The organism is Paraburkholderia sp. BR10954 (assembly GCF_040965775.1).
Classification (GTDB): Bacteria; Pseudomonadota; Gammaproteobacteria; order Burkholderiales; family Burkholderiaceae; genus Paraburkholderia; species Paraburkholderia youngii.
Genome location: NZ_JBFRCK010000023.1, coordinates 59819 through 80173, shown reverse-complemented (window position 1 = coordinate 80173; position 20355 = coordinate 59819). Strand labels below are relative to the sequence as shown.

Here is a 20355-nt window from a genome sequence, read left to right as displayed (position 1 = left end):
ATGAATACGCTCAAACGAATCGATCCGCGCCGGCCGTTCACGGTGACGGCGCAGGGACTCCGGCGCATCACGCTCGGCGCCGTTGGCGTGGCGGATGCCGGCGGCAGTGCGTCGCTAGCTGAAGCGCGTCACGCCGCGCATCACGAACAGCCGAAGCCGCGCCGCACGACGGCCACGCCGCACCATGTGCTGCTGGTTGCGGCGCACGCGGATCGGGGCGCGCTCGATGAATACGCGCGCCAAACGCTTGCGGCCGCCGCGCTGATCGCGGACTTGCAAGCCGAAGTCGTGCTGCTCGTGTTCGGCGAATTCACCGGCGATGCCGCCGCGCTCGGCGCCGACAAGCTGATCGAATTGCCGATGTTCGATCGCCGCACCTACGCGCCGGACGATGAGCTGAATGCGCTGGCGGCCTGCGTCGCAGCCTACGCGCCCGCCCACGTTTTTCTGCCCGACAACGCGACCGGCGACGGCGACCTGGGCCGCCGTTATGCGTCGGTGGCCGATGCAAGCGTCGCGACGCACGTCGTCGAGATCGACGCAGCGCACGTGTCCACCTATATCCGCGCGAATACGGCGCTCGCCAGCCGCGCGCTGCCCGAAGTCGTGCTGCTCGCACCGAATGCGGTCGATCCGAAGCTGCCGTTCGTCGGCGCGGGCGAACGGGTCGCGTGGCGCTTCGAGCGGGAGGCGGATAGCCCGGTCGCGCAACGCGCAATCCGCGATCTCGGCATCGACGAAATCGATGCGGCGCAAGTCGCGCTGGAAGAGGCGGACTTCATCGTATCGGCGGGCAACGGCGTGAGCGACGTACCCGCGTTCGAGCGGCTCGCGACGACCCTCGGCGCGGCGATCGGCGCGAGCCGGGTCGCCGTCGACGACGGCAAGTTCACGCGCGACAAGCAGATCGGCGCGACCGGTAAGACCGTCGAGGCGAGCGTGTATATCGCGTTCGGCATCTCCGGCGCTGTTCAGCATCTGCAGGGCATCAAGGATTGCCGCCATGTGATCGCGGTCAATCTCGACGCGAGCGCGCCGATCGCGAAGCGCGCGAATCTGACCGTGATCGCGGACGCGCAGGAAACCATCGCGGCGCTCAACGAAGCCGCGGCCGCGGCGCGCGGCGCGCGCGCCACCTCGGCCGCACTGCTGCAGCCGGGCAAGCTTGCTGAAGGAGTGCTCGCATGAAGATCGCCGTGCTGGTTTCAATCGGACGTCATCCGGTCAGCGGCGTCGCGCGCTACAGCCGCAATGATGCGGCGGCGTTGACGCTGGCGCTGTCGCTCGCGAGAACGCATGGCGCGACGCTCGACGTGCTTCATGCGGGCGATCCGTCGAATGCCGCATTGAACGAGTATCTGGCGCTCGGCGCGCATTCGGTCGAAGTGCTCGAGATGCCACCCGACGCCGATCCGGCGCCACAACTCGCCGCGCGTTTGCGTGGCTACGAACTGGTGCTGACCGGCACGCGCGCCGAAGGCGGCTTCGATAGCGGCATGTTGCCGTATCGCGTCGCGCATGCGCTGGCGGTACCGCTCGTCGGCGCCGCTGTGGATCTGGCCATGCGCGACGGTTGCGCGCAGGTCCGGCAGTTCATGCCGAAAGGCCTGCGACGGCGCGTCGAAGTGCGGCTGCCCGCGTTGATCGCCGTGCATCCGCTCGCGAACGCCGCGACGTCGTACGCATATGCGCGGCTGCGCGAGGGCAAGATCGAGCGCACCGCCGCGCCGGGCGCCGCCGTGCCGCACGGCACCACTCCCGAACAGTCCGCATGGACCATCGGCCCCGCCACCGCGAAACCGGTGCGGCTCGCCGCCGCCGAAAAGCGCTCGGGCCACGCACGCATGCTGTCGGCGACGACGACCGAGAGCCGCGGCGGCAGCGTCGTAATTGAAGGGAGTTCCGTCGAAAAAGCACAAGTGATCCTCGCGTATTTGCGCGAGCATCAACTGGTGGATTACTGAATTCCGGCTCGGGCCAGCATGCGACCAGGAGGGCCTGGCGCGGCGCCAGACGTGACACGCAACGGAGCACACAATGAAAGTTTCCGCAGACGTTCGCGCAATGATCGAACGCCGCAAGCAGAATTACACGCTGGAAGCGCCGTTCTATACGAGCGAGGAAATATTCGCGCTCGATATCGACGCGATTTTCCGCCAGCACTGGATTCAGGTCGCGGTCGAGCCCGACGTGCCCGAGCCGGGCGATTACGTGACGGTCGAGTTCGGCAACGACTCGATCCTGATCGTGCGCGACGACGATATGCAGGTGCGCGCGTTTCATAACGTCTGCCGCCATCGCGGCGCGCGTTTGTGCAATACCGGCAAGGGCTCGCTTGGCAACATCGTCTGTCCGTATCACAGCTGGACGTATAGCCTGACCGGTGACCTGATGTTCGCCGAACACATGGGCGAACAGTTCGACCGCTGCAAACATAGCCTCAAAGCCGTGCATGTCGAGAATCTCGCCGGGCTGATTTTCATCTGCCTCGCCGAGCAGCCGCCCGCCGATTTTTCGGTGATGCGCGCCGCAATGGAACCGTATCTGTTGCCGCACGATCTGGCCGGCTGCAAGATCGCCGCGTCGATCGACATCATCGAGGAGGGCAACTGGAAGCTGACGATGGAGAACAATCGCGAGTGCTATCACTGCGTCGCGAACCATCCGGAGCTGACCGTCTCGCTGTACGAATACGGCTTCGGTTATCAGCGCACGCCGGCGAACGAGGAGGGCATGGCCGCGTTCGAGGCGACGGTCGCGCGCCGCACCGCGCAGTGGGAGGCGATGCAGTTGCCATCGGCGGAAATCGAGCGGCTCGCCGATCTGGTCACCGGGTTTCGCACGCAACGTCTGCCGCTCGATCGCGACGGCGAATCGCAGACGCTCGACGCGAAGGTCGCCTCGAAGAAACTGCTCGGCGGTTTCAAGGAGGCCGATCTCGGCGGCTTGTCGTTCTGGACCCAGCCGAATTCGTGGCATCACTTCATGAGCGACCATATCGTCAGTTTCTCGGTGATTCCGCTGTCGGCCGGCAAGACGCTGGTGCGCACTAAATGGCTCGTGCACAAGGACGCGCGCGAAGGCATCGATTACGACGTCGACAATCTGACCGCCGTGTGGCGCGCGACCAACGACCAGGATCGCGCGCTCGTTGAATATTCGCAGCGCGGCGCGACGAGCAGCGCGTATGAGCCGGGTCCGTATTCGCCGTTCACCGAAGGACTCGTCGAAAAGTTCTGCGAATGGTATATCGGCCGTCTCGCGGATTACGACGCGGACCCGCGAGCAGCGCACGACGAGAAAGTCGTGTCGTTCGCGCGCTGAGTGCAACACCGCAATGACGAGCGGGGGGACAACCATGATGCGCGACCAGGCCATGTTTCAACCGGACATCGAGCAGACTTCTGAGAATCCAGCTGGCGCGCCGAGCCGCGTCACCCAGCCGCGCTTCTGGGATGCGCTGCCGGCGCGCTGGAGCAGTGATTCCGACGACACGCTGGAGTGCTGCCAGGTTCGCAGCGAAACGCACGACGTGAAGAGTTTCTTCTTCCGCGCGCCATCCGGCCGGGCGTTCGTGTTCGAGCCGGGGCAGTTCATTACGCTGGAGCTGGAGATCGACGGCGAGCGGGTCAATCGCTGCTATACGATCTCGTCGCCGCCCACGCGGCCCCATACGATTTCGATCACCGTGAAGCGCGTGCCGGGCGGCCCGGTGTCCAACTGGCTGCACGACAATCTGCATGCGGGCATGCAGGTGCGCGTGCTGGGGCCTGCCGGTGAGTTCACCTGCGCGCGGCATCCGGCGCGCAAGTTCCTGTTTTTGTCGGCGGGCTCGGGCATCACGCCGCTGATGTCGATGAGCCGCACGCATCATGAACTCGGCGAGGACAGCGATATCGTCTTCGTGCATAGCGCGCGCACGCCGGACGACATCATCTTCGCGCGCGAGCTCGATCTGATCGCCGCGAATCAGGCGCATTTCCGCACAGCGTTCGTTTGTGAGCGCGTGGGCGCGCGCACCAATTGGCCCGGCATCACCGGCTTTCTGACGCTGCCGCTGCTGAAGCTGATTGCACCGGATTTTTTGGAGCGGGAAATTTTCACCTGCGGCCCCGCGCCGTATATGCAAGCGGTGCGCAAACTGCTCGACGAGGGCGGCTTCGACCGCCAGCACTATCACGAGGAAAGCTTCTCGTTCGAGACCGTCAGCGAGGTGGCCGCGCAATTGACCGAAGCGCATGTCGCGGACGCGCTGCGCGAAGCGCCGGCGGCGCCGGTCGAAACCGGAACGCGCTACAAGGTGAGCTTTACGCGCAGTCATCGCGAGATCGAGTGCGGCGCCGGCCAGCATGTGCTCGAAGCGGCGAAGCAGGCGGGCGTGCGGCTGCCGGCGTCGTGCACCCAAGGCATGTGCGGCACCTGCAAGGTGAAGCTCGTGTCGGGCGAAGTGGCGATGAAGCACGCGGGCGGTATCCGTCAGCGCGAGATTGATCAGGGCATGGTGCTGCTGTGCTGTAGCAAGCCGCTGAGCGATCTCGTCGTCGACAAGTAATACGACTGACAACACCACAAGAACACGGCAAATACTGCGCGGATTTGCGTGGAAGTCGCATGCGGACAACTGCATGTCGCAAAACAACGCTACCCGGCAATTCTGGTTGGCGATTCTAAATGCGCGATCTGCAGTTCGATGGCAAACGCGTCAATGGGCAAATGTATCAACGGGAGAACGTCGATGAGACTGATCGGAAAGATAGTGGTGGCAAGCGCGTTGGGGGTGATGCTGGCGGCGGTCAGTGCGGGCGTGTCGGCCGATTCGAAGCCGACCATCAAGATCGGTTACGTGGAGGGCTGGGACGATAGCGTTGCGACGTCGAACGTGGCCGCCGATGTGATCGAAAAACGCCTCGGTTATCAGGTGCAGCTGGTGCCGGTCGCGGCCGGCGTGATGTGGCAGGGTGTGGCGCGCGGCGATCTCGACGCGACGCTGTCCGCGTGGCTGCCGGTCACGCACGGCGCGTACTGGAACAACTTCAAGGACAAGGTGGTCGACCTCGGGCCGAACTTCAACGACGCGAAGATCGGACTGATCGTGCCGGACAACGTGGACGTGAAGAGCGTCAGCGATCTGCAGGCGAAGAAGACGGAATTCGGCGCGCGCATCGTCGGCATCGACGCTGGGGCTGGCGTGATGCAGAAAACCAGCGAGGCGATCAAGGCCTATGGGCTCGACTATCAGCTGATGCCGAGTTCCGGCAGCGCGATGACCGCCGAACTGGCGCGCTCGGAGGCGGCCAGCAAGCCGATCATCGTGACCGGCTGGAAGCCGCACTGGATGTTCGCGAAGTACAAGCTGAAATTCCTCGACGATCCGAAGAAGGTGTTCGGTGAAGCGGAGCACGTGGATACCGTGATCAATCCCGAGCTCGAGAAAAAAGCACCGACCGTGGTCGCGTTCCTGAAGAAGTTCCAATGGAAGCCGGGCGAAATCGACACGGTGATGCTGGCCACGCAGAACGGCGAAAAGCCGGCCGCGGCCGCCGACGCCTGGGTCAGCGCGCACTCGGATCGGGTGGATAGCTGGGTGAAGTAAGCCGGCAAGCGTTGGCGCAGCCTGATGAAACGCCGCTTTTCAGCGGCGTTTTCTGTTTACCTCAGCACGACGGTGCGCTCGCCGTTGATGAACACGCGCCGCTCGACGAACGCCTTCACCGCGCGCGCGAGCGTAATGCATTCGACGTCGCGTCCGGTCGTCAGCAGCCGTTCGGGGCTGTACGAGTGATCGACGGGTTCGACTCCCTGCTCGATGATCGGACCTTCGTCGAGATCGTCGGTAACGAAATGCGCGGTGGCGCCGATCACCTTGACGCCGCGCGCATGGGCCTGGTGATACGGTTTCGCCCCCTTGAACCCGGGCAGGAACGAATGATGGATATTGATCGCGCGCCCGGCGAGCGCGCGGCTCGTTTCGGCGGACAGGATCTGCATGTAGCGCGCGAGAATCAGCAGCTCGGCGCCGGACGATTCGAACAGTTCGAGAAGTTGCGCTTCCTGTTGCGGCTTCGTGTCGGCGGTAATCGGCAGATGATGGAACGGCAGGCCGTGCTGACGTGCGAGCGGTTCGAGATCGCGATGATTCGAGCCGATGCCGACGATGTCTATCTTCAGCTCGCCCATGCGCCAGCGAAACAGCAGATCGGCGAGGCAGTGTTCGAGTTTGGACACCATAATGAGGACCTTCGGCCGCACCGACAGATCGTGGATCGCCCACGTCATCCGGAAGCGTTCGGCGATCGGCGCGAATTCCTGCTTGAGCGTGGCGATCTGCAGCGCGTCGTCGCGATCGACGTGGTGAAACACGCAGCGCACGAAAAAGCGCTCGCTGAGTTCGTCGTCGAATACGGTCAGTTCGTCGACATAGCAACGATGCCGTTCGAGAAAGCCGGCGACGGCGGCAACCTGGCCCGCCGCGCTCGGACACGCGACGGTGAGGACCCCTTGAGCAGGACGGGAAATGGCGGACATGAGCTCTCCACATTGACGATCAGGCGAGGCCGCGGGGCGCGGCGCGCATCGTCGCAGTAGAGCAAATCGGGCGATCGCGGGGATAGAAGCTAACCGCCGTTGCGCTGGAATGGGAACGCCAGGAGGATCTGCCGCACTAGTCCGCAGGGTCCTGCCCGAGCCTTCGCTTCAGCGTATCGATCAGCGCGCGGACTTTCGCCGGCGGATGACTCGTCGGCGGAAACACGGCCTGGATGCTTGCCGGCGCGGTTGCCCATTCGGGCAGCAGCCGGATCAGCCGTCCCGCCGCGACGTCGTCCGCGATCGAAAAATCCGTCAGCAGACCGATGCCGCCGCCCGCGAGCGTCGCCGCCCGGCAGGCATCGGCCGTGTTGACACGCAGCGCGGACGCGCAGCGCACGCTCGCGGTTTTACCGTCGACGTGCCGCAGATCGAGCGTCAACGGATGCGGCAGCACCGACAACGCGCAATAGGGCAGCGTCTCCAGCGCGGCCGGCGTGTTCGGCACGCCCCACGTGCGCAGGAACTCGGGACTCGCGACGAGCCACTTGACGAAGCTGCCGAGCTTCACCGCGCGATAGTTCGAATCCGCGAGACGACCAAGCCGGATCGCGACGTCGATGCCGTCGGCAATCAGATCGACGTAGCGGTCACTGCTCAGCAGCTCGACGTCGAGCTGCGCGTGCGTGCGGCGCAATTCGACCAGAGCGGGCGTGACGACGAGCGCGCCGTAGTCGTTCGGCGCGCTGACGCGCAGCGTGCCGCGCACCGGCGAGGTTTCTCCGCCGAGCGCGTTCAGCGCGTCCTCGGTGGCGCGCAGAATCTTCACGCTCGCCTCGTAGAAGGTGCGGCCCGCCTCGGTGACGCCGAGCCGCCGCGTGGTGCGCACCAGCAGGCTCGCGCCGACCTCCGCCTCGAGCCGCTGCATGTGCGTGCTGACCATCGTCTTCGCGAGTCCGAGCCGAGTCGCGGCGGCGCTCAGCGAGCCCGCGTCGATGACCGCGACGAAGATCGCGAGGCGGTTCAGGTTCACGTTGCGCACATCGGCCATGATCGATTGTCCATTCTCGCTTGACTGTGTTTCCCGGATTATCGGGCTTCCGCGCGACAGTGCCTACGCCCTATGCTGGGCGTGTCATTCAACCTGTCCGGAGACCTCCATGTCCGCCACCCGACCCGCCCAGCCTATCAAGCTCTATACGACACGGCTGTCAGGCCACGGTCATCGCGTGAAGCTGTTTCTGACGCTGCTCGATCTGCCGTTCGAGTTGATCGAGCTGGACATGAAGGCGGGCGAGAACCGCAAGCCCGAGTACCTCGCGCTGAACCCGTTCGGTCAGGTGCCGACGATTCAAGACGGCGAACTGACGCTGTTCGATTCGAACGCGATTCTCGTCTATCTGGCGAAGCGCTATGGCGATGCGTCGTGGCTGCCGGACGATCCGCTCGGCGCCGCGGCGGTGCAGCGCTGGCTGTCGCTCGCGGCGGGCCAGATCGCCTACGGGCCGTGCGCGGCGCGGCTCGTTACCGTATTCGGCGCACCGCTCGACCACGAGCGTGCAAAGCAGATCGCCGTCAAGCTGTTCGACGTGATCGACGCGGAGCTTGCCGGCAAGCCGTTCGTGGCCGGCGCGCACGCGACGATCGCCGATATCGCCGCGCACACGTATATCGCTCACGCACCCGAGGGCGGTGTGTCGTTGCAGCCGTATCCGAACATTCGTGCGTGGCTGGATCGAGTGGAAGCATTGCCGCGTTTCATCGCGATGCCGTCGACGAAGGCGGGTTTGCTGGCGGCGTGATATGCAGTTGGAGCCGCTTCAGATCTTGCAAGGGAGTCAGATCATGTCCGAGTCCGTTCTGTTGAATAACTGGGGAACCGACGTGTCGCCGTTTCATGCCGGCGAGCAGGACGCGCAACAGCGCGCGGGTGTGCGTGACGTGGCGGAATCGATGGGGCGTCGGGGCATTCGCCGTTTCATGCCGGAGCAGCATCGCGAGTTCTTTGCCGCGCAGCCGTTCCTCGTGATCGGCGGCGTCGATGCGAGCGGTCAGCCGTGGGCGACGCTACGCGCGAGTTCGCCGGGCTTCGTCACGTCACCGGATGCGCGCACGCTGCGCATCGAAGGCGGCGCATTGGCGGGCGACCCACTCGCCGCGGCGTGGCGCGAAGGCGCGCAGCTCGGTGCGCTGGGCATCGAGCCGCGCACGCGGCGCCGCAATCGGGTGAATGGTGTCGTACGGTCGGTGCAAGGCGACACGTTGCAGTTCGAAGTGATGCAGAGTTTCGGCAATTGCCCGAAGTACATCCAGAGCCGTACGCCGTCTTTCATCGAGCGGGACCCGGCCGCGACGCGCGCGCAGCCCGAGATCGCCGAGCGTCTGGGCAGTGCCGACCGCGAATTGCTCGCGAGCGCGGACACGTTCTTTATCGCCAGTGCGAATCTGAGCGAGGAAGCGGGGGTGGGGAAGGGCGTCGACGTTTCGCATCGCGGCGGCGCACCGGGCTTCGTGCGCGTGGACGACGCAACGACGCTGACCACGCCCGACTACAGCGGCAACCGCTTCTTCAACACGATCGGCAACCTCGTGCACGATCCGCGCGCGGGCCTGCTGGTCATCGACTTCGCAACCGGCGATCTGCTTTTTCTGGCGGTGCGAGCGGAGATCATCTGGGACGGCGACGAACTCGCTGCATTTGCGGGCGCGCAGCGGCTCGTGCGGTTCCATGTGGACGAAGTGCGCCGCAGCCGCGGCGCGTTGCCGTTCCAATGGTCGCAGGCCGAACTCGCGCCGCAGTTTCTGCCAAAGGTCCGGGAAAGCGCCTGAGCCGATGCGCACGCGCGTGGGTTAGCTGGGTGCGGCCGCCGTTTTAGTGTGCATTTCGGCCGAGCCGGTAAGACACCCCAAGTCTGGTGGCCAGTTGCCATACATAGACCCGCGAGTAAGAAATGCCGAACTGACGGCTTATCAACTCGCGCATGCGCGCATTGCTCCAGCCATCGGAGTCGAAGCCATAGTCCCGCGGCGAGGCCCTCAGCGCGTCGGCCAACCAGTCCAGATCCGCCACCGCGAGCGCGGAATGGCGGCCGCCGACACTCATGTTTCTGAGCGCGTCGAGCCCACCTTGCTCCAATAGCTTGCGATATCGTTCGACGGTGGTTTTTGCCATTCCCATCTGTTTCGCGACCTCGGCCGCGGCGATGCCGTCGAGCAGTTTCTTGCCCGCCGTGAGACGCCGTGCGACGGTCGGTAAATCGTCATTCGGTCGATGCATTGGAGAACTCCGCCGTTGGGTCGCTGACCGGACTGCAACCGGTTGCTGGTGTAGACAGAGAAGAGGGCACGCCACTTACAGATAATCGAAAAGTCGCCCGCTGTGTCTAAAAGAATAAAAAATCAATCGCGTCTTTCCTCTGATAGAAAACGGCGTAATCGTCGGCTAAGACGTTCGCACTGTGTTTTCTTTCTTCCCGTAAAGATCTTGCTTGCGATTGAATTTCACGTTTGCTAACCTGATTGAAATGATTTAATCAAAAGATCAATCTGGCCTGCCTCGCGCCGCTAGCGCCGATACCTCCAAGCCGCATAGAGCTTGACGTTTGGCGCTTGTCAGTGCGCGCGGCATGCCGGAAGACTGAAGCGTTTGAATGCGTGGATTTCTGTTTTGCGAATGCAATTTGAATGCATTTTTCGATGCAGGGTGGTGTTCGCTGGAAATCTGCGAAAAATGGGTTCCGAAGATTGAAAACCGTTTTGCGGCGCTTTTCCAGGCGGATTATAGGGAAACGGGACATTCGCGCAGAGTGTTGCTCTGAATCTCGACTCCAGTAACCATCTGCTTAATTTGACTGCGTCGCTCAATACCCGGAAATACTTTTTCGTCGGGCACTTTATGACTCAATACGCATAAATCGATCAAGGGACAGCGTTTTCATCGGTGCTATTGAGCATCTGCCACAGGCGGTAAGGAGAATGACATGAACACGGATAGGACCCGCGATATCGCCGCGATGCTATTGCGTGCCGCCAGGCGCAAGAGACTCGTGTCTTATCAGGAACTGCACGCGCTTTTCGGTCGCGACGAACCGTTGCAAAGCCGTTATCGCGCGTTGGCGGACGCGGCGCGCTCGCTGAGCGATTGCGCGTCGCTCGACTACGGCTGCCTGATGAGCCTCGACAACGGCCTGCCGGGTGATGACTTCTTTAATCGTTTCAGGCACGACAGGCCGCATGAATACGAAAAGGTGATGGGTTTCGGATCGGCGGGACGCTCGACGACCAAGAAACGACTGATCGCGGATGCCGAGCGTCTGCGGGTGTTCGAACATGCATCGCAGACCGAGGCAAATGGGAACGCGGCGACCGCGTTGTGTCCGTACGCCGCGTCGAAATGCACGTAGCGCATGCGCAGTCTCCGAACGCGACGAGACGCTCGCGGGTCGAGAGAATATGCGAAACGTCTCTAAGCCACGATGCAATAGACAACGATTAAAAATCCGCTTGAGCGGCGACAGCGGTATTCGCGTTAGCTTGAAAGCTATTCTCGTGGTGGACCAAGAAGGATTTAACGATTGTCTAATTGCGGTATATGGCGCGCATGGGAGGATGGTAAGTCGTGAAGGGAATCTCCCGGTCCGCGTCCAGCATCCGGGTGTCGATTGCGGTATGAAGGAGACGCGCGCTTTGGATGCCTCGCCATCGTGAGTGAGCATCGTCGGTGTCCGAGTGGTGGCGGTCTCCGACGGATACGGTATTTGACATAAGATAAATTATCAACGGATTCAATGTAGTCCCAAATAGAAATGTCGTGTTCTGGCTATTTACAGATGTCGGGTTTCTGAACACCGGGCGCGCATCGCCGCAGTCGCAGCCATTTCCAAATTCTCGTAATGTGATTTAGAAAAGCGGTCCGAGAAATCCGACTTCAGATTTAATGATCGGAATCAATCACCCGAGGGCTTTATGTACGCTGCCGCACATCGTGCGCGGCTAGTAGGGAATATTTTTCATTTCGGTTGTAGAGCAAAAAACGAATGGAAATCTGGGCTATGGACACCCTGACAGACGTGCGTGGGCACACTGAGACTAACCGGATTCGAATCGACCAAAGCGTCGCCTTGAAATCTTTTGATGACGTGATTCCCCAGGAAACGATCGCCGAAATCAACCAGTTCATCGACCATCTGTTTGACACCACCGCACCGCGCTCGCAATCCGGCGCGAAAATCGCTGAGATACTGCGTCGCGCTCAGGCCTTTCGCGAACTCGAGCAATCGATCTGCGCGAATGCGCGCGCGATGGCCGCCAAAATCGGGCAAACAAACTTACCGACCGAGCCGTTCCACGTACTGCGCTGCGCGAGCAAGACTTCGCTGGCGGAAAGCCACTGCCGCCATTACGACTCGCACCTGCTGACGCTGCTGGTTCCGCTTCAGCTCGCACCCGACGGCGTTCACAACGGCGATCTCGTGATGTATTGCAAGCCGCGCCTGTCGGTCACGACGCTGACCAACCTGATCTGCAAGATGCGTCATGGCTTCCTGCATAGCCTGCCGCTCAGTTGGCGCAGCTGGCATACGCTCCATGACCTGCGTGTCGGCAACTGCAAGCGCATTCCGGTCAAACCCGGCAGCGTCTACGAATTCAATGGCTTCGCGCTTCAGCATGCGAACCTCGACGTACAGAACGGGCAGCGGCGCACGCTCCTGATTCACTACTACGACCCCGGTCACACGCTCGGCCTGAGCGGCGTGCTGCGGCGCGGGCGGATCGGCTGAGATTGCACATCGGCCCGCAGCACGCCCGCTGCTGCGCGCGCCAGCCATGACACTGCCCTGTCGCCCCTACGAAGCAAGCCGATTTCACTTTGCTTTTAATCCGGCATAGACTGAATTCAGACTTTTTCCGTTAGACGCTTTCTTCGCACTTGCCGTGACCGTTGCCGTGCGCGGCGACGGATGTTTTTGTCGTGCTCCGCGAGCCGATGACAGTCTGACCGGTTCGTGCCTAATCAACACTGAAAAAGGGACGACTCATCATGGCCGATACCGGTTACATGGCACGCAAAACCATCGCTGAGATCGTCGCCAGCGCCGACGTCGAAGAAGGCCGCCATCTGTCGAAAACGCTGGGCGCGACGAGTATCACCGCGATGGGCATCGGCGCGATCATCGGCGCCGGCATCTTCGTGCTGACGGGGACCGCCGCCGCGCAGTTCGCGGGCCCGGCCATCACGCTGTCGTTCATCCTGGGCGGCATCGCGTGCGCGTTCGTCGGCCTGTGCTATTCGGAGCTCGCGGCGATGCTGCCCGTGTGCGGCAGCAGCTACACGTACACGTATGCAACGCTCGGCGAAATCTTCGCGTGGATCATCGGCTGGGACCTGATCCTCGAGTACGCGATGGGCGCCGCGACCGTCGCAGTCGGCTGGTCCGGCTATATCGTGAGCCTGTTGCGCAATGTCGGTATCGACATTCCACCTACCCTCGCCGCCGCCCCCGGCACCGTCGTCAAACTGGCCGATGGCTCGACGGTCACCGGCGTGATCAACCTGCCGGCGGTGGTGATCATCGCGATCCTGACCACGTTGCTCGTGTTGGGGACCAAGGAATCGGCGCGCCTGAACAACGTGATGGTCGCGGTCAAGCTGACCGTGGTGGTCGCATTTATCGCGATCGGCCTGTTTTTCATCAAGCCGGAACACTGGCATCCGTTCATTCCTGCCAATACCGGGCAGTTCGGCAGTTTCGGCATGAGCGGCATTCTGCGCGGCTCGGCCGTGGTGTTCTTCGCGTTCATCGGCTTCGATGCGGTGTCCACCGCCGCGCAGGAGGCGCGACAGCCGCAGCGCGACATGCCGATCGGCATTCTCGGCTCGCTGATCATTTGCACGGTGCTGTACATCCTCGTCGCCGCCGTGCTGACCGGCCTCGTTCCCTACACCGAGCTGAACGTTCCCGATCCGATCGCCAAGGGCGTCGACACGATCGGGCTCACGTGGTTCGCGATCCTGATCAAAATCGGCGCGTTGACGGGGCTGACCACCGTGATACTCGTGCTGCTCTATGGACAAAGCCGCATCTTCTTCACGATGTCGCAAGACGGTCTGTTGCCGCACTTTTTCGCGAAGGTGCATCTGCGTCTGCATACACCTTATCTGAGCCAGATCCTGATCGGCACGGTCGTCGCGATCGTCTCTGCGCTGACGCCGATCGGCGTGCTCGGCGAGATGGTCAGCATCGGCACGCTGTTCGCGTTCGTGCTCGTGTGCGGCGCGGTGATCTATCTGCGGCGCAGCGACTCGGAGGCGGCGCGTCCATTCCGGGCGCCCGGCGTACCGGTCGTGCCGGTGCTCGGCATCCTGTTCTGCGTGCTGCTGATGGTCGGCCTGCCGCTCGTCACGTGGCTGCGGCTCGTCGTGTGGCTCGTGATCGGCATGACGATTTATCTGTCATACGGCCGCAATCATTCGGTGTTGCGCCATCCGGAGCGCAAGCGTACGTGACTGTTATTGGGTGACAATTGCATGCCTTTAAATAGCGGCGATTGCTGGATGGTAATTGACACGTAATTGACGATTGCCATTCAACCTGGCGGTCTCTTTGGGCATGCGCGCTGCGTCTCTGTTCGGCGACCCACGCGCTGTCTCGCTTGCGAGCGGCAAGCCCTCCCACTCGCGACACCAAGAATAAATTGACAAGCCACCCAGACGCGGTAGGATCAACGGAAATATTTTCCCGCGCATTAACGCGTCAACACTCGTTACGAATAGTTAATTCGACCGCAAACCGGAAAAGCGTCACCGATCTCACGCGCAAAAAAGACTGCCTTGATCAAAGGAGTTTCTCTTGCCTTGCTCCGCATTCCGCCTGCGTAGTCGTGCCGTATCGCTGCTGATCACCGGTTTGCCGCTCCTGCTTGCCGCCTGCAACGACCGGTCGCAGACTCCCACCGCCGCGTCGATGCCGCCGCCGGTTCCCGTTCTGGTCGAAACGGTTTCCACCACCCCTGTCGCCGATGTCGTCGAGTTGCCGGGCCGCATCGAGGCCGTGCGCACCGCCGAGATTCGCGCGCGCGTCGATGGCATCGTCGAGCGCACGCTGTATCAGGAAGGCACGGACCTGCCGGCCAACGCCCCGCTCTTCCAGATCGACGCGAGCGACTATCGCGCGCAGTTGCAGCAGGCGCAGGCCGCGCTCACGCGCGCGACCGCCGTGCGAGACAACGCGGCGTCGGTCGTGGAGCGGTTCAAGCCGCTCGTCGGCCGTCATGCGGTCAGCGCGCAGGAATACGACGCCGCGCTCGCGACGATGCAGCAGGCCCAGGCCAATGTCTCCGATGCGCAAGCCGCGGTTGCGCTTGCGCAACTGCGGCTGGATCGCTGCATCATACGCACGCCGATCGCCGGGCGCGCGGGCCGCGCGCTCGTCACCGAAGGCGCGCTCGTCAGCGCGGGCGCGGCCACGCTGCTCACGCAGGTCAATCAGCTGACGCCGATCAACGCGGTGTTCACGCAGTCGAATACCGTGATGCTCGATGTCGAGCAGCAGATCCAGTCGGGCGCGCGCAAGCCGACCAGCATGAAGCACGTCGAAGTGCAACTGATCCTCGCCAACGGCCAGGTCTACAACGAGCGCGGTTTTCTCGACTTCGCCGATCTCGTCATCGATCCATCGACCGGCACGCAGACGGTGCGCGCGCGCTTCGCGAATCCGGACCGCACGCTGTTGCCGGGGCAGTTCGTGCGCGGGCGCATCATCGCGGCGGGCACTCTGCAGGGCATCCGTATTCCCGAGCGGGCGGTGCAACTCGACAACGGCGTTGCGAGCGTCGCGCTGGTCGCCGACGACGGCACCGTGGTTCGCCGCAACATCGATCTCGGCGAACAGGGCGAAGGACGCTGGACCGTGCGCGGTGGTCTGAAGCCCGGCGAGCGCCTGATCGTCGACGGCTGGCAGAAGGTGCAACCGGGTCAGCATGTCGACGCGCGGCCCGCGCCCGATGCTTCGCCAGCGGCGCAGCCGGCCGCGCAGTTGGCCAAGCCCGCCGCCCCCGCTTCCGCCGCGCACTGACGGGCGGCCCGATGAATCGATTCTTCGTCGCCCGGCCGGTTTTCGCGTGGGTCATCGCGCTGTTCATCGTGCTGTTCGGCGCGATCGCGCTCGCGCTGTTGCCGGTCGAGCAGTACCCCGACGTCGCCCCGCCGTCGCTCAGCATCACCGCGGTGTACAGCGGCGCCGACGCGAACACGCTCGAGCGCACCGTCACGTCGATCGTCGAAGACGAGATGAACGGCATCGACAATTTCCTGTACATGTCGTCGGTGAGCCGCTCGAACGGCACGATGCAGATCACCGTGGTGCTGAAGCCCGGCACCGACCTCGACGTCGCGCGCAGCCAGGTGCAGGACCGTCTGAGCCGCGTCGAGCCGCGCCTGCCGCTCGAAGTCCGGCAGGTCGGCGTGCGCGTGACGAAGGCGTCGTCGGGCTTTCTGATGCTGCTTGCGCTGCAGGCGACCGACAGCTCCACCAGCGCCGTCGCGATGGGCAACTTCGCGTCGAACAACATCGTCAACGAGTTGCGCCGGATCGACGGCGTCGGCGACGTGCAGCTATTCGGCTCGTCGTACGCGATGCGGATCTGGATCGATCCGCGCAAGCTCGCGGGCTTCGGGCTGTCGGCGAGCGAGGTGCTGCAGGCGATCCAGGAGCAGAACAGCCAGACCGCCGGCGGCGGCCTTGGCGATCAGCCGATCGCGCCTGGCTCCGAATTCACCGCGCAGATCGTCACGCAAAGCCGCTTCACGACGCCTGAGCAGTTCCGCGAAATCATCGTGCGCGCGAATCCGGATGGCTCGACCGTGCGGGTGGGCGACGTCGCGCGCGTCGAACTCGGCAACGACAGCTACGGCAACCGGCTCACCGTCAACGGCAAGGCGTCGGCCGGTATCGCGATCCAGCTCGCCAGCGGCGCGAACGCGCTCGCGGTCGCCAACGCGGTGCGCCAGCGCATGCGCGAATTGCAGCCGATCTTCCCGCGCGGCGTCACGTGGACCGTGCCGTTCGACACCACGCCATTCATCACGACCTCGGTGCAGGGCGTGATCCGCACGATGGTCGAGGCGCTGCTGCTCGTGACGGTCGTGGTGTTCCTGTTCCTGCAGGACTGGCGCGCGACGGTGATCCCGACCATCGTCGTGCCGATCGCGCTGATCGGCACGTGCGCGGGGCTCTATCTGTTCGGGCTGTCGATCAACATTCTGTCGCTGTTCGGCATGGTGGTCGCGATCGGTATCCTCAACGACGACGCGATCGTCGTCGTCGAAAACGTCGCGCGCATCATGCGCGAGGAAGGGCTCGGCGCGCCGCGCGCAACGGTGAAAGCGATCGGGCAGATTTCGGGCGCGGCGATCGCGAGTACGCTGGTGCTCGTCGCGGTGTTCATTCCGATGGCGTTCTTTCCGGGCTCGACGGGCGGCATCTACCGGCAGTTTTCGGTCACGCTCGCGGTGTCGATCCTGCTGTCGACGGTGCTGGCGCTGACACTCGGCGCAGCGTTGTGCGCGGCGATGTTGCGCGGCGAGGCGGCGTCAAAGGAACGGCCGAAGAACCCGGCCTCACGTCTGCTGCACGGCGTGTTCGGCGGCTTCAATCGCGGGCTCGACGCGGGCACCACGCGCTATATCGGCGGCGTCGATGCGATGTTGCGCTCGCCGCTGCGCTGGCTGCTGGTGTTCGTCGCGGCCTGCGCGATCACCGCGTTTTTCTTCACGCGGCTGCCGACCGGCTTTCTGCCGACCGAGGACCAGGGATACGTCTTCGTCACCTACACCGGTCCGCCGGGCTCGACCGACCAGCGCACGCAGCGCGCGATCGACCAGGTCGAGGCGTTTCTGCGAACGCAGCCGCAGGTGCGCAACGTCGCGTCCGTGACGGGCTTCAGCTTCTTCGGCCAGGGGCAATCGGCGGCGCTGTCGTTCGTCGATCTGAAGCCGTGGGACGAGCGCTCGGGCGAGGAGAATTCGGCGAGCGCGCTGGTGCGTCGCGCGAACGCCGCGTTCCGGCAGATTCCCGAGGCGATCATTTTTGCGCTCGATCCGCCGCCGATTCCGTCGCTCGGCACCGCGACCGGCTTCACGATGAAGATCCAGGATCGCAGCGGCGTCGGCGGCGAAGCGCTGCAACAGGCCGCGCGGCGCATGATGATCGAGGCGTCGCAAAGCCCTCTTCTCGCCGGCGTGCGCGCCGAGGGCATGCCGGAGGCGCCGCAACTGTATGTCGAGATCGACCGCGTGAAGGCGCGCGCGCTCGGTCTGCAGATCGGCCAGGTGAACCAGGCGCTTGCGCTGACGTTCGGTTCGAACTACGTGAACGACTTCGTGTTCGAGGGCAACGTGCTGCGCGTGCTGTTGCAGGCGGACGCCGAACAACGCATGCGCGCCGAGGACGTGAGCGCGCTGCGCCTGCGCAACAACCGCGGCGAGATGGTGCCGTTCTCGGCGTTCTCGCACGTGCGCTGGATTTCCGGGCCGCAGCAGCTCGAACGCTATAACGGCTTTCCGTCCGCGACGCTGTCGGGGCAGGCCGCGCCCGGCCGTTCGAGCGGCGCGGCGATCGCCGAGATGGAACGCATCGCGTCGCGCGTGTTGACCGGCAGCATGAGCTACGAATGGACCGGCACCGCGTTCGAGGAAAAACAGGCGAGCGGCCAGATCGGCATGCTGCTGGGGTTGTCGCTCGTGGTCGTGTTCCTGCTGCTCGCGGCGCTGTACGAGAGCTGGGCGATTCCGGTCGCGGTGTTGCTGATCATCCCGTTCGGCGTGATCGGCGCGGTAGTGCTGACGATGCTGCGTGGACTGTCCGCGGACATGTACTTCAACATCGGCCTCGTGACGATCATCGGCCTTGCCGCGAAGAACGCGATTCTGATCGTCGAGTTCGCGATCAAGGAGGAAGCCGCAGGAAAGGACGCGCTGGCCGCCGCGAAGAACGGCGCGCAGCAGCGTCTGCGCCCTATTCTGATGACTAGCGTCACGTTCGTGCTGGGCATGCTGCCGCTCGTGCTCGCGACCGGCGCGGGCGCTGCGAGCCGGCGCGCGGTCGGCACCGGCGTGATGGGCAGCATGCTGACCGCGACGATGTTCGGCATCTTCTTTACGCCGTTGTTCTATGTCGCCGCGCGTCGCTGGCTGAGCCGCAAGAAGCGCAGCATCGATCTGGACGATGACGATCGGCCAACGGCCACGCCGGGCGAATTGGGTGGAGGGCAGCGCGATGCGTAAGAGCCTTCATCAGAGCCTTCATCGGTGCCTTCATAAGCGCCTGCTGCTGCCCCTCTTCTGCTGCGCGCTCGCCGCCTGCAACTTTGCGCCGAAGTATCAGCAGCCCTCACTGCCGATCGCCGATCATTTCGACACGACGGAGATCGCCAATCCGGCCACCGCGCATCTGGCAAGCGAAGTCGACTGGCAGACCTTCTTCGCCGATCCGCGACTGAAGCTGCTGATCGAGGCCGCGCTCGAGCACAACCGCGATCTCGCCGCGTCGGTCGCGCGCATCGAGCAGGCGCGCGCGTTCTATCGCATCCAGAACGCCGCGCGTTTGCCGCAGGTCAATGCGAACGCGGCTGCGACCCGCACGAAGGCGCCGCTCGGTTCGATCGATCCCGAGTTCGACAACACGGACATCTCGGTCCAGTTCAACCAGTACAACGTGCAGGCCGCGGTGACGTCGTTCGAACTCGACTTCTGGGGGCGCGTGCGCAATACCAGCGAAGCGGCGCGGCGCCGGTATCTGGCCACCGTCGACGCGCAGCACGCGTTCCGTTTGTCGCTGATCGGCAATGTCGCGTCGAACTACTACGCGATCCGTTCGGGGGAAGAAGGCATCGCGCTCGCGCAACAGACGCTCGACAGCCGGCGCTACGCGCTGGAAGTCGCCAAGATGCGGCTCGACGCGGGCGTCACGTCGATGGTCGATTACGACCAGGCCGCCATTCTCGTCACGCAGGCGCAAACGCAGCTCGCGGAACTGCAACGAACCACGGCACAGCAGCGCAATCTGCTCGAGGTGCTGATCGGCGGGCCGCTGAACGAGGCGCTACCGCAAGCGCCGCCTATCGCCGACGCCGCGCAGTTCCGCGAACTCGATGCGGGCCTGCCCTCCGCGTTGCTGATCGACCGGCCGGACATCCAGCAGGCCGAGCAGCAGCTGCGCGCGGCCAACGCCGACATCGGCGCCGCTCGCGCGGACTTTTTCCCGCGCATCGCGCTGACGGGCAGCTTCGGTTATGTGTCGCCCGAACTCGGCGATCTGTTCGTGCCCGCCAAGCAGGCGTGGTCGTTCGGCGCGCTGGTCGGCATGCCGATCTTCGATGCGGGACAGCGCCAGGCGCAACTCGCGCAGGCGCGCGCGCGGCGCGACGAGCTGGTCGCCGACTATCAGCGCACGGTGCAGAACGCGTTTCGCGAGGTCTCCGATGCATTGGTCGCACGACAACGCTACAAGGAGCAGATCGCGGCGCAGGAACAGGCGGTGCAGGCGCAGCGGCAGCTCGCCGAAACGGCGCAGTTGCGCTACGAAAACGGGATCTCGATCTATCTCGAGGTAGTGGATGCGCGACGCAATCAGTTTGCCGCCGAGCAGCAATTGATCCAGCTTCGGGCGACGGCCTTGCAGAATGGCGTGTCGCTTTACGTCGCGTTGGGGGGTGGACCCGACGAGCCGCCGAACGTATCGCAAAGCACGTCTCACGCGGATGGGGTCCAGCCGTCCAACTGAGGCACGCGCGCTGCATCAGCGCGTCGTGCCCGCCGCCGGCATTGCACCG

Annotated in this window: 16 protein-coding genes; 13 read left to right on the top strand and 3 right to left on the bottom strand. The window is 63.9% G+C overall.

All coding sequences use genetic code 11. The features are described from left to right. The 5 genes from AB4Y34_RS27265 (at position 1) to AB4Y34_RS27245 (ending at position 5593) form a co-directional block, all read left to right on the top strand. Positions 1-1188, top strand: coding sequence for an electron transfer flavoprotein subunit alpha/FixB family protein (locus AB4Y34_RS27265; protein WP_368717808.1), 1188 nt, complete (start codon positions 1-3; stop codon positions 1186-1188). Beyond that, on the top strand, positions 1185-1964 hold the full coding sequence (locus AB4Y34_RS27260; RefSeq protein WP_368717776.1) for an electron transfer flavoprotein subunit beta/FixA family protein: 780 nt from the start codon (positions 1185-1187) through the stop codon (positions 1962-1964). Before AB4Y34_RS27265 ends, AB4Y34_RS27260 begins: the two co-directional genes overlap by 4 nt. 73 nt (positions 1965-2037) lie before the next feature. After that, positions 2038-3324 carry an SRPBCC family protein gene (locus AB4Y34_RS27255; RefSeq protein WP_368717775.1) on the top strand — a complete coding sequence of 429 codons (1287 nt, stop codon included), beginning with the start codon at positions 2038-2040 and terminating at the stop codon, positions 3322-3324. Between the two features lie 34 nt (positions 3325-3358). Next, positions 3359-4552: a 2Fe-2S iron-sulfur cluster-binding protein gene (locus AB4Y34_RS27250; protein WP_368717774.1), complete on the top strand. Its 1194-nt coding sequence runs from the start codon at positions 3359-3361 to the stop codon at positions 4550-4552. 183 nt (positions 4553-4735) lie between these two features. Next, entirely contained in the window at positions 4736-5593 is an 858-nt protein-coding gene (locus tag AB4Y34_RS27245; protein ID WP_368717773.1) for a glycine betaine ABC transporter substrate-binding protein, read from the top strand. Positions 5594-5649: 56 nt separating this feature from the next. Here the strand turns inward: AB4Y34_RS27245 and purU are convergent, their stop codons facing one another. After that, entirely contained in the window at positions 5650-6525 is an 876-nt protein-coding gene (gene purU, locus AB4Y34_RS27240) for a formyltetrahydrofolate deformylase (protein ID WP_368717772.1), read from the bottom strand. 136 nt (positions 6526-6661) lie between these two features. Further along, entirely contained in the window at positions 6662-7576 is a 915-nt protein-coding gene (locus tag AB4Y34_RS27235; protein ID WP_176381450.1) for a LysR family transcriptional regulator, read from the bottom strand. Positions 7577-7685: 109 nt separating this feature from the next. Here AB4Y34_RS27235 and AB4Y34_RS27230 point away from each other — a divergent pair, with 109 nt between their 5' ends. Both AB4Y34_RS27230 and AB4Y34_RS27225 read left to right on the top strand, forming a co-directional pair. After that, the gene (locus AB4Y34_RS27230) at positions 7686-8327 is read left to right on the top strand and encodes a glutathione S-transferase family protein (protein ID WP_368717771.1); all 642 of its coding nucleotides are present in this window, start codon (positions 7686-7688) and stop codon (positions 8325-8327) included. Positions 8328-8370: 43 nt separating this feature from the next. Beyond that, positions 8371-9354 carry a pyridoxamine 5'-phosphate oxidase family protein gene (locus AB4Y34_RS27225; RefSeq protein ID WP_368717770.1) on the top strand — a complete coding sequence of 328 codons (984 nt, stop codon included), beginning with the start codon at positions 8371-8373 and terminating at the stop codon, positions 9352-9354. Between the two features lie 43 nt (positions 9355-9397). On the opposite strand, the gene AB4Y34_RS27220 is transcribed toward AB4Y34_RS27225, so the two are convergent. After that, the gene (locus AB4Y34_RS27220) at positions 9398-9802 is read right to left on the bottom strand and encodes a helix-turn-helix domain-containing protein (RefSeq protein ID WP_176381456.1); all 405 of its coding nucleotides are present in this window, start codon (positions 9800-9802) and stop codon (positions 9398-9400) included. A gap of 703 nt (positions 9803-10505) precedes the next feature. Between AB4Y34_RS27220 and AB4Y34_RS27215 the strand changes: the two genes are divergently transcribed. The 6 genes from AB4Y34_RS27215 to AB4Y34_RS27190 all read left to right on the top strand — a co-directional run bounded on the left by AB4Y34_RS27215 (position 10506) and on the right by AB4Y34_RS27190 (position 20306). Further along, complete coding sequence (locus AB4Y34_RS27215) at positions 10506-10928, top strand: hypothetical protein (RefSeq protein WP_176381458.1); 423 nt, start codon at positions 10506-10508, stop codon at positions 10926-10928. A 717-nt stretch (positions 10929-11645) separates the two neighbouring features. Next, positions 11646-12305 carry a hypothetical protein gene (locus AB4Y34_RS27210; protein ID WP_255208910.1) on the top strand — a complete coding sequence of 220 codons (660 nt, stop codon included), beginning with the start codon at positions 11646-11648 and terminating at the stop codon, positions 12303-12305. A 260-nt stretch (positions 12306-12565) separates the two neighbouring features. After that, a complete protein-coding gene (locus tag AB4Y34_RS27205) occupies positions 12566-14032 on the top strand; it encodes an amino acid permease (protein ID WP_368717769.1) in 1467 nt (488 codons plus the stop codon). A 343-nt stretch (positions 14033-14375) separates the two neighbouring features. Next, complete coding sequence (locus AB4Y34_RS27200) at positions 14376-15599, top strand: efflux RND transporter periplasmic adaptor subunit (protein WP_368717768.1); 1224 nt, start codon at positions 14376-14378, stop codon at positions 15597-15599. An 11-nt stretch (positions 15600-15610) separates the two neighbouring features. After that, on the top strand, positions 15611-18808 hold the full coding sequence (locus AB4Y34_RS27195; protein ID WP_368717767.1) for a multidrug efflux RND transporter permease subunit: 3198 nt from the start codon (positions 15611-15613) through the stop codon (positions 18806-18808). Further along, positions 18801-20306, top strand: a complete 1506-nt coding sequence (locus AB4Y34_RS27190) for an efflux transporter outer membrane subunit (RefSeq protein WP_368717766.1) — start codon at positions 18801-18803, stop codon at positions 20304-20306. The genes AB4Y34_RS27195 and AB4Y34_RS27190 overlap by 8 nt, the downstream gene beginning before the upstream one ends. Positions 20307-20355: the final 49 nt, after the last annotated feature.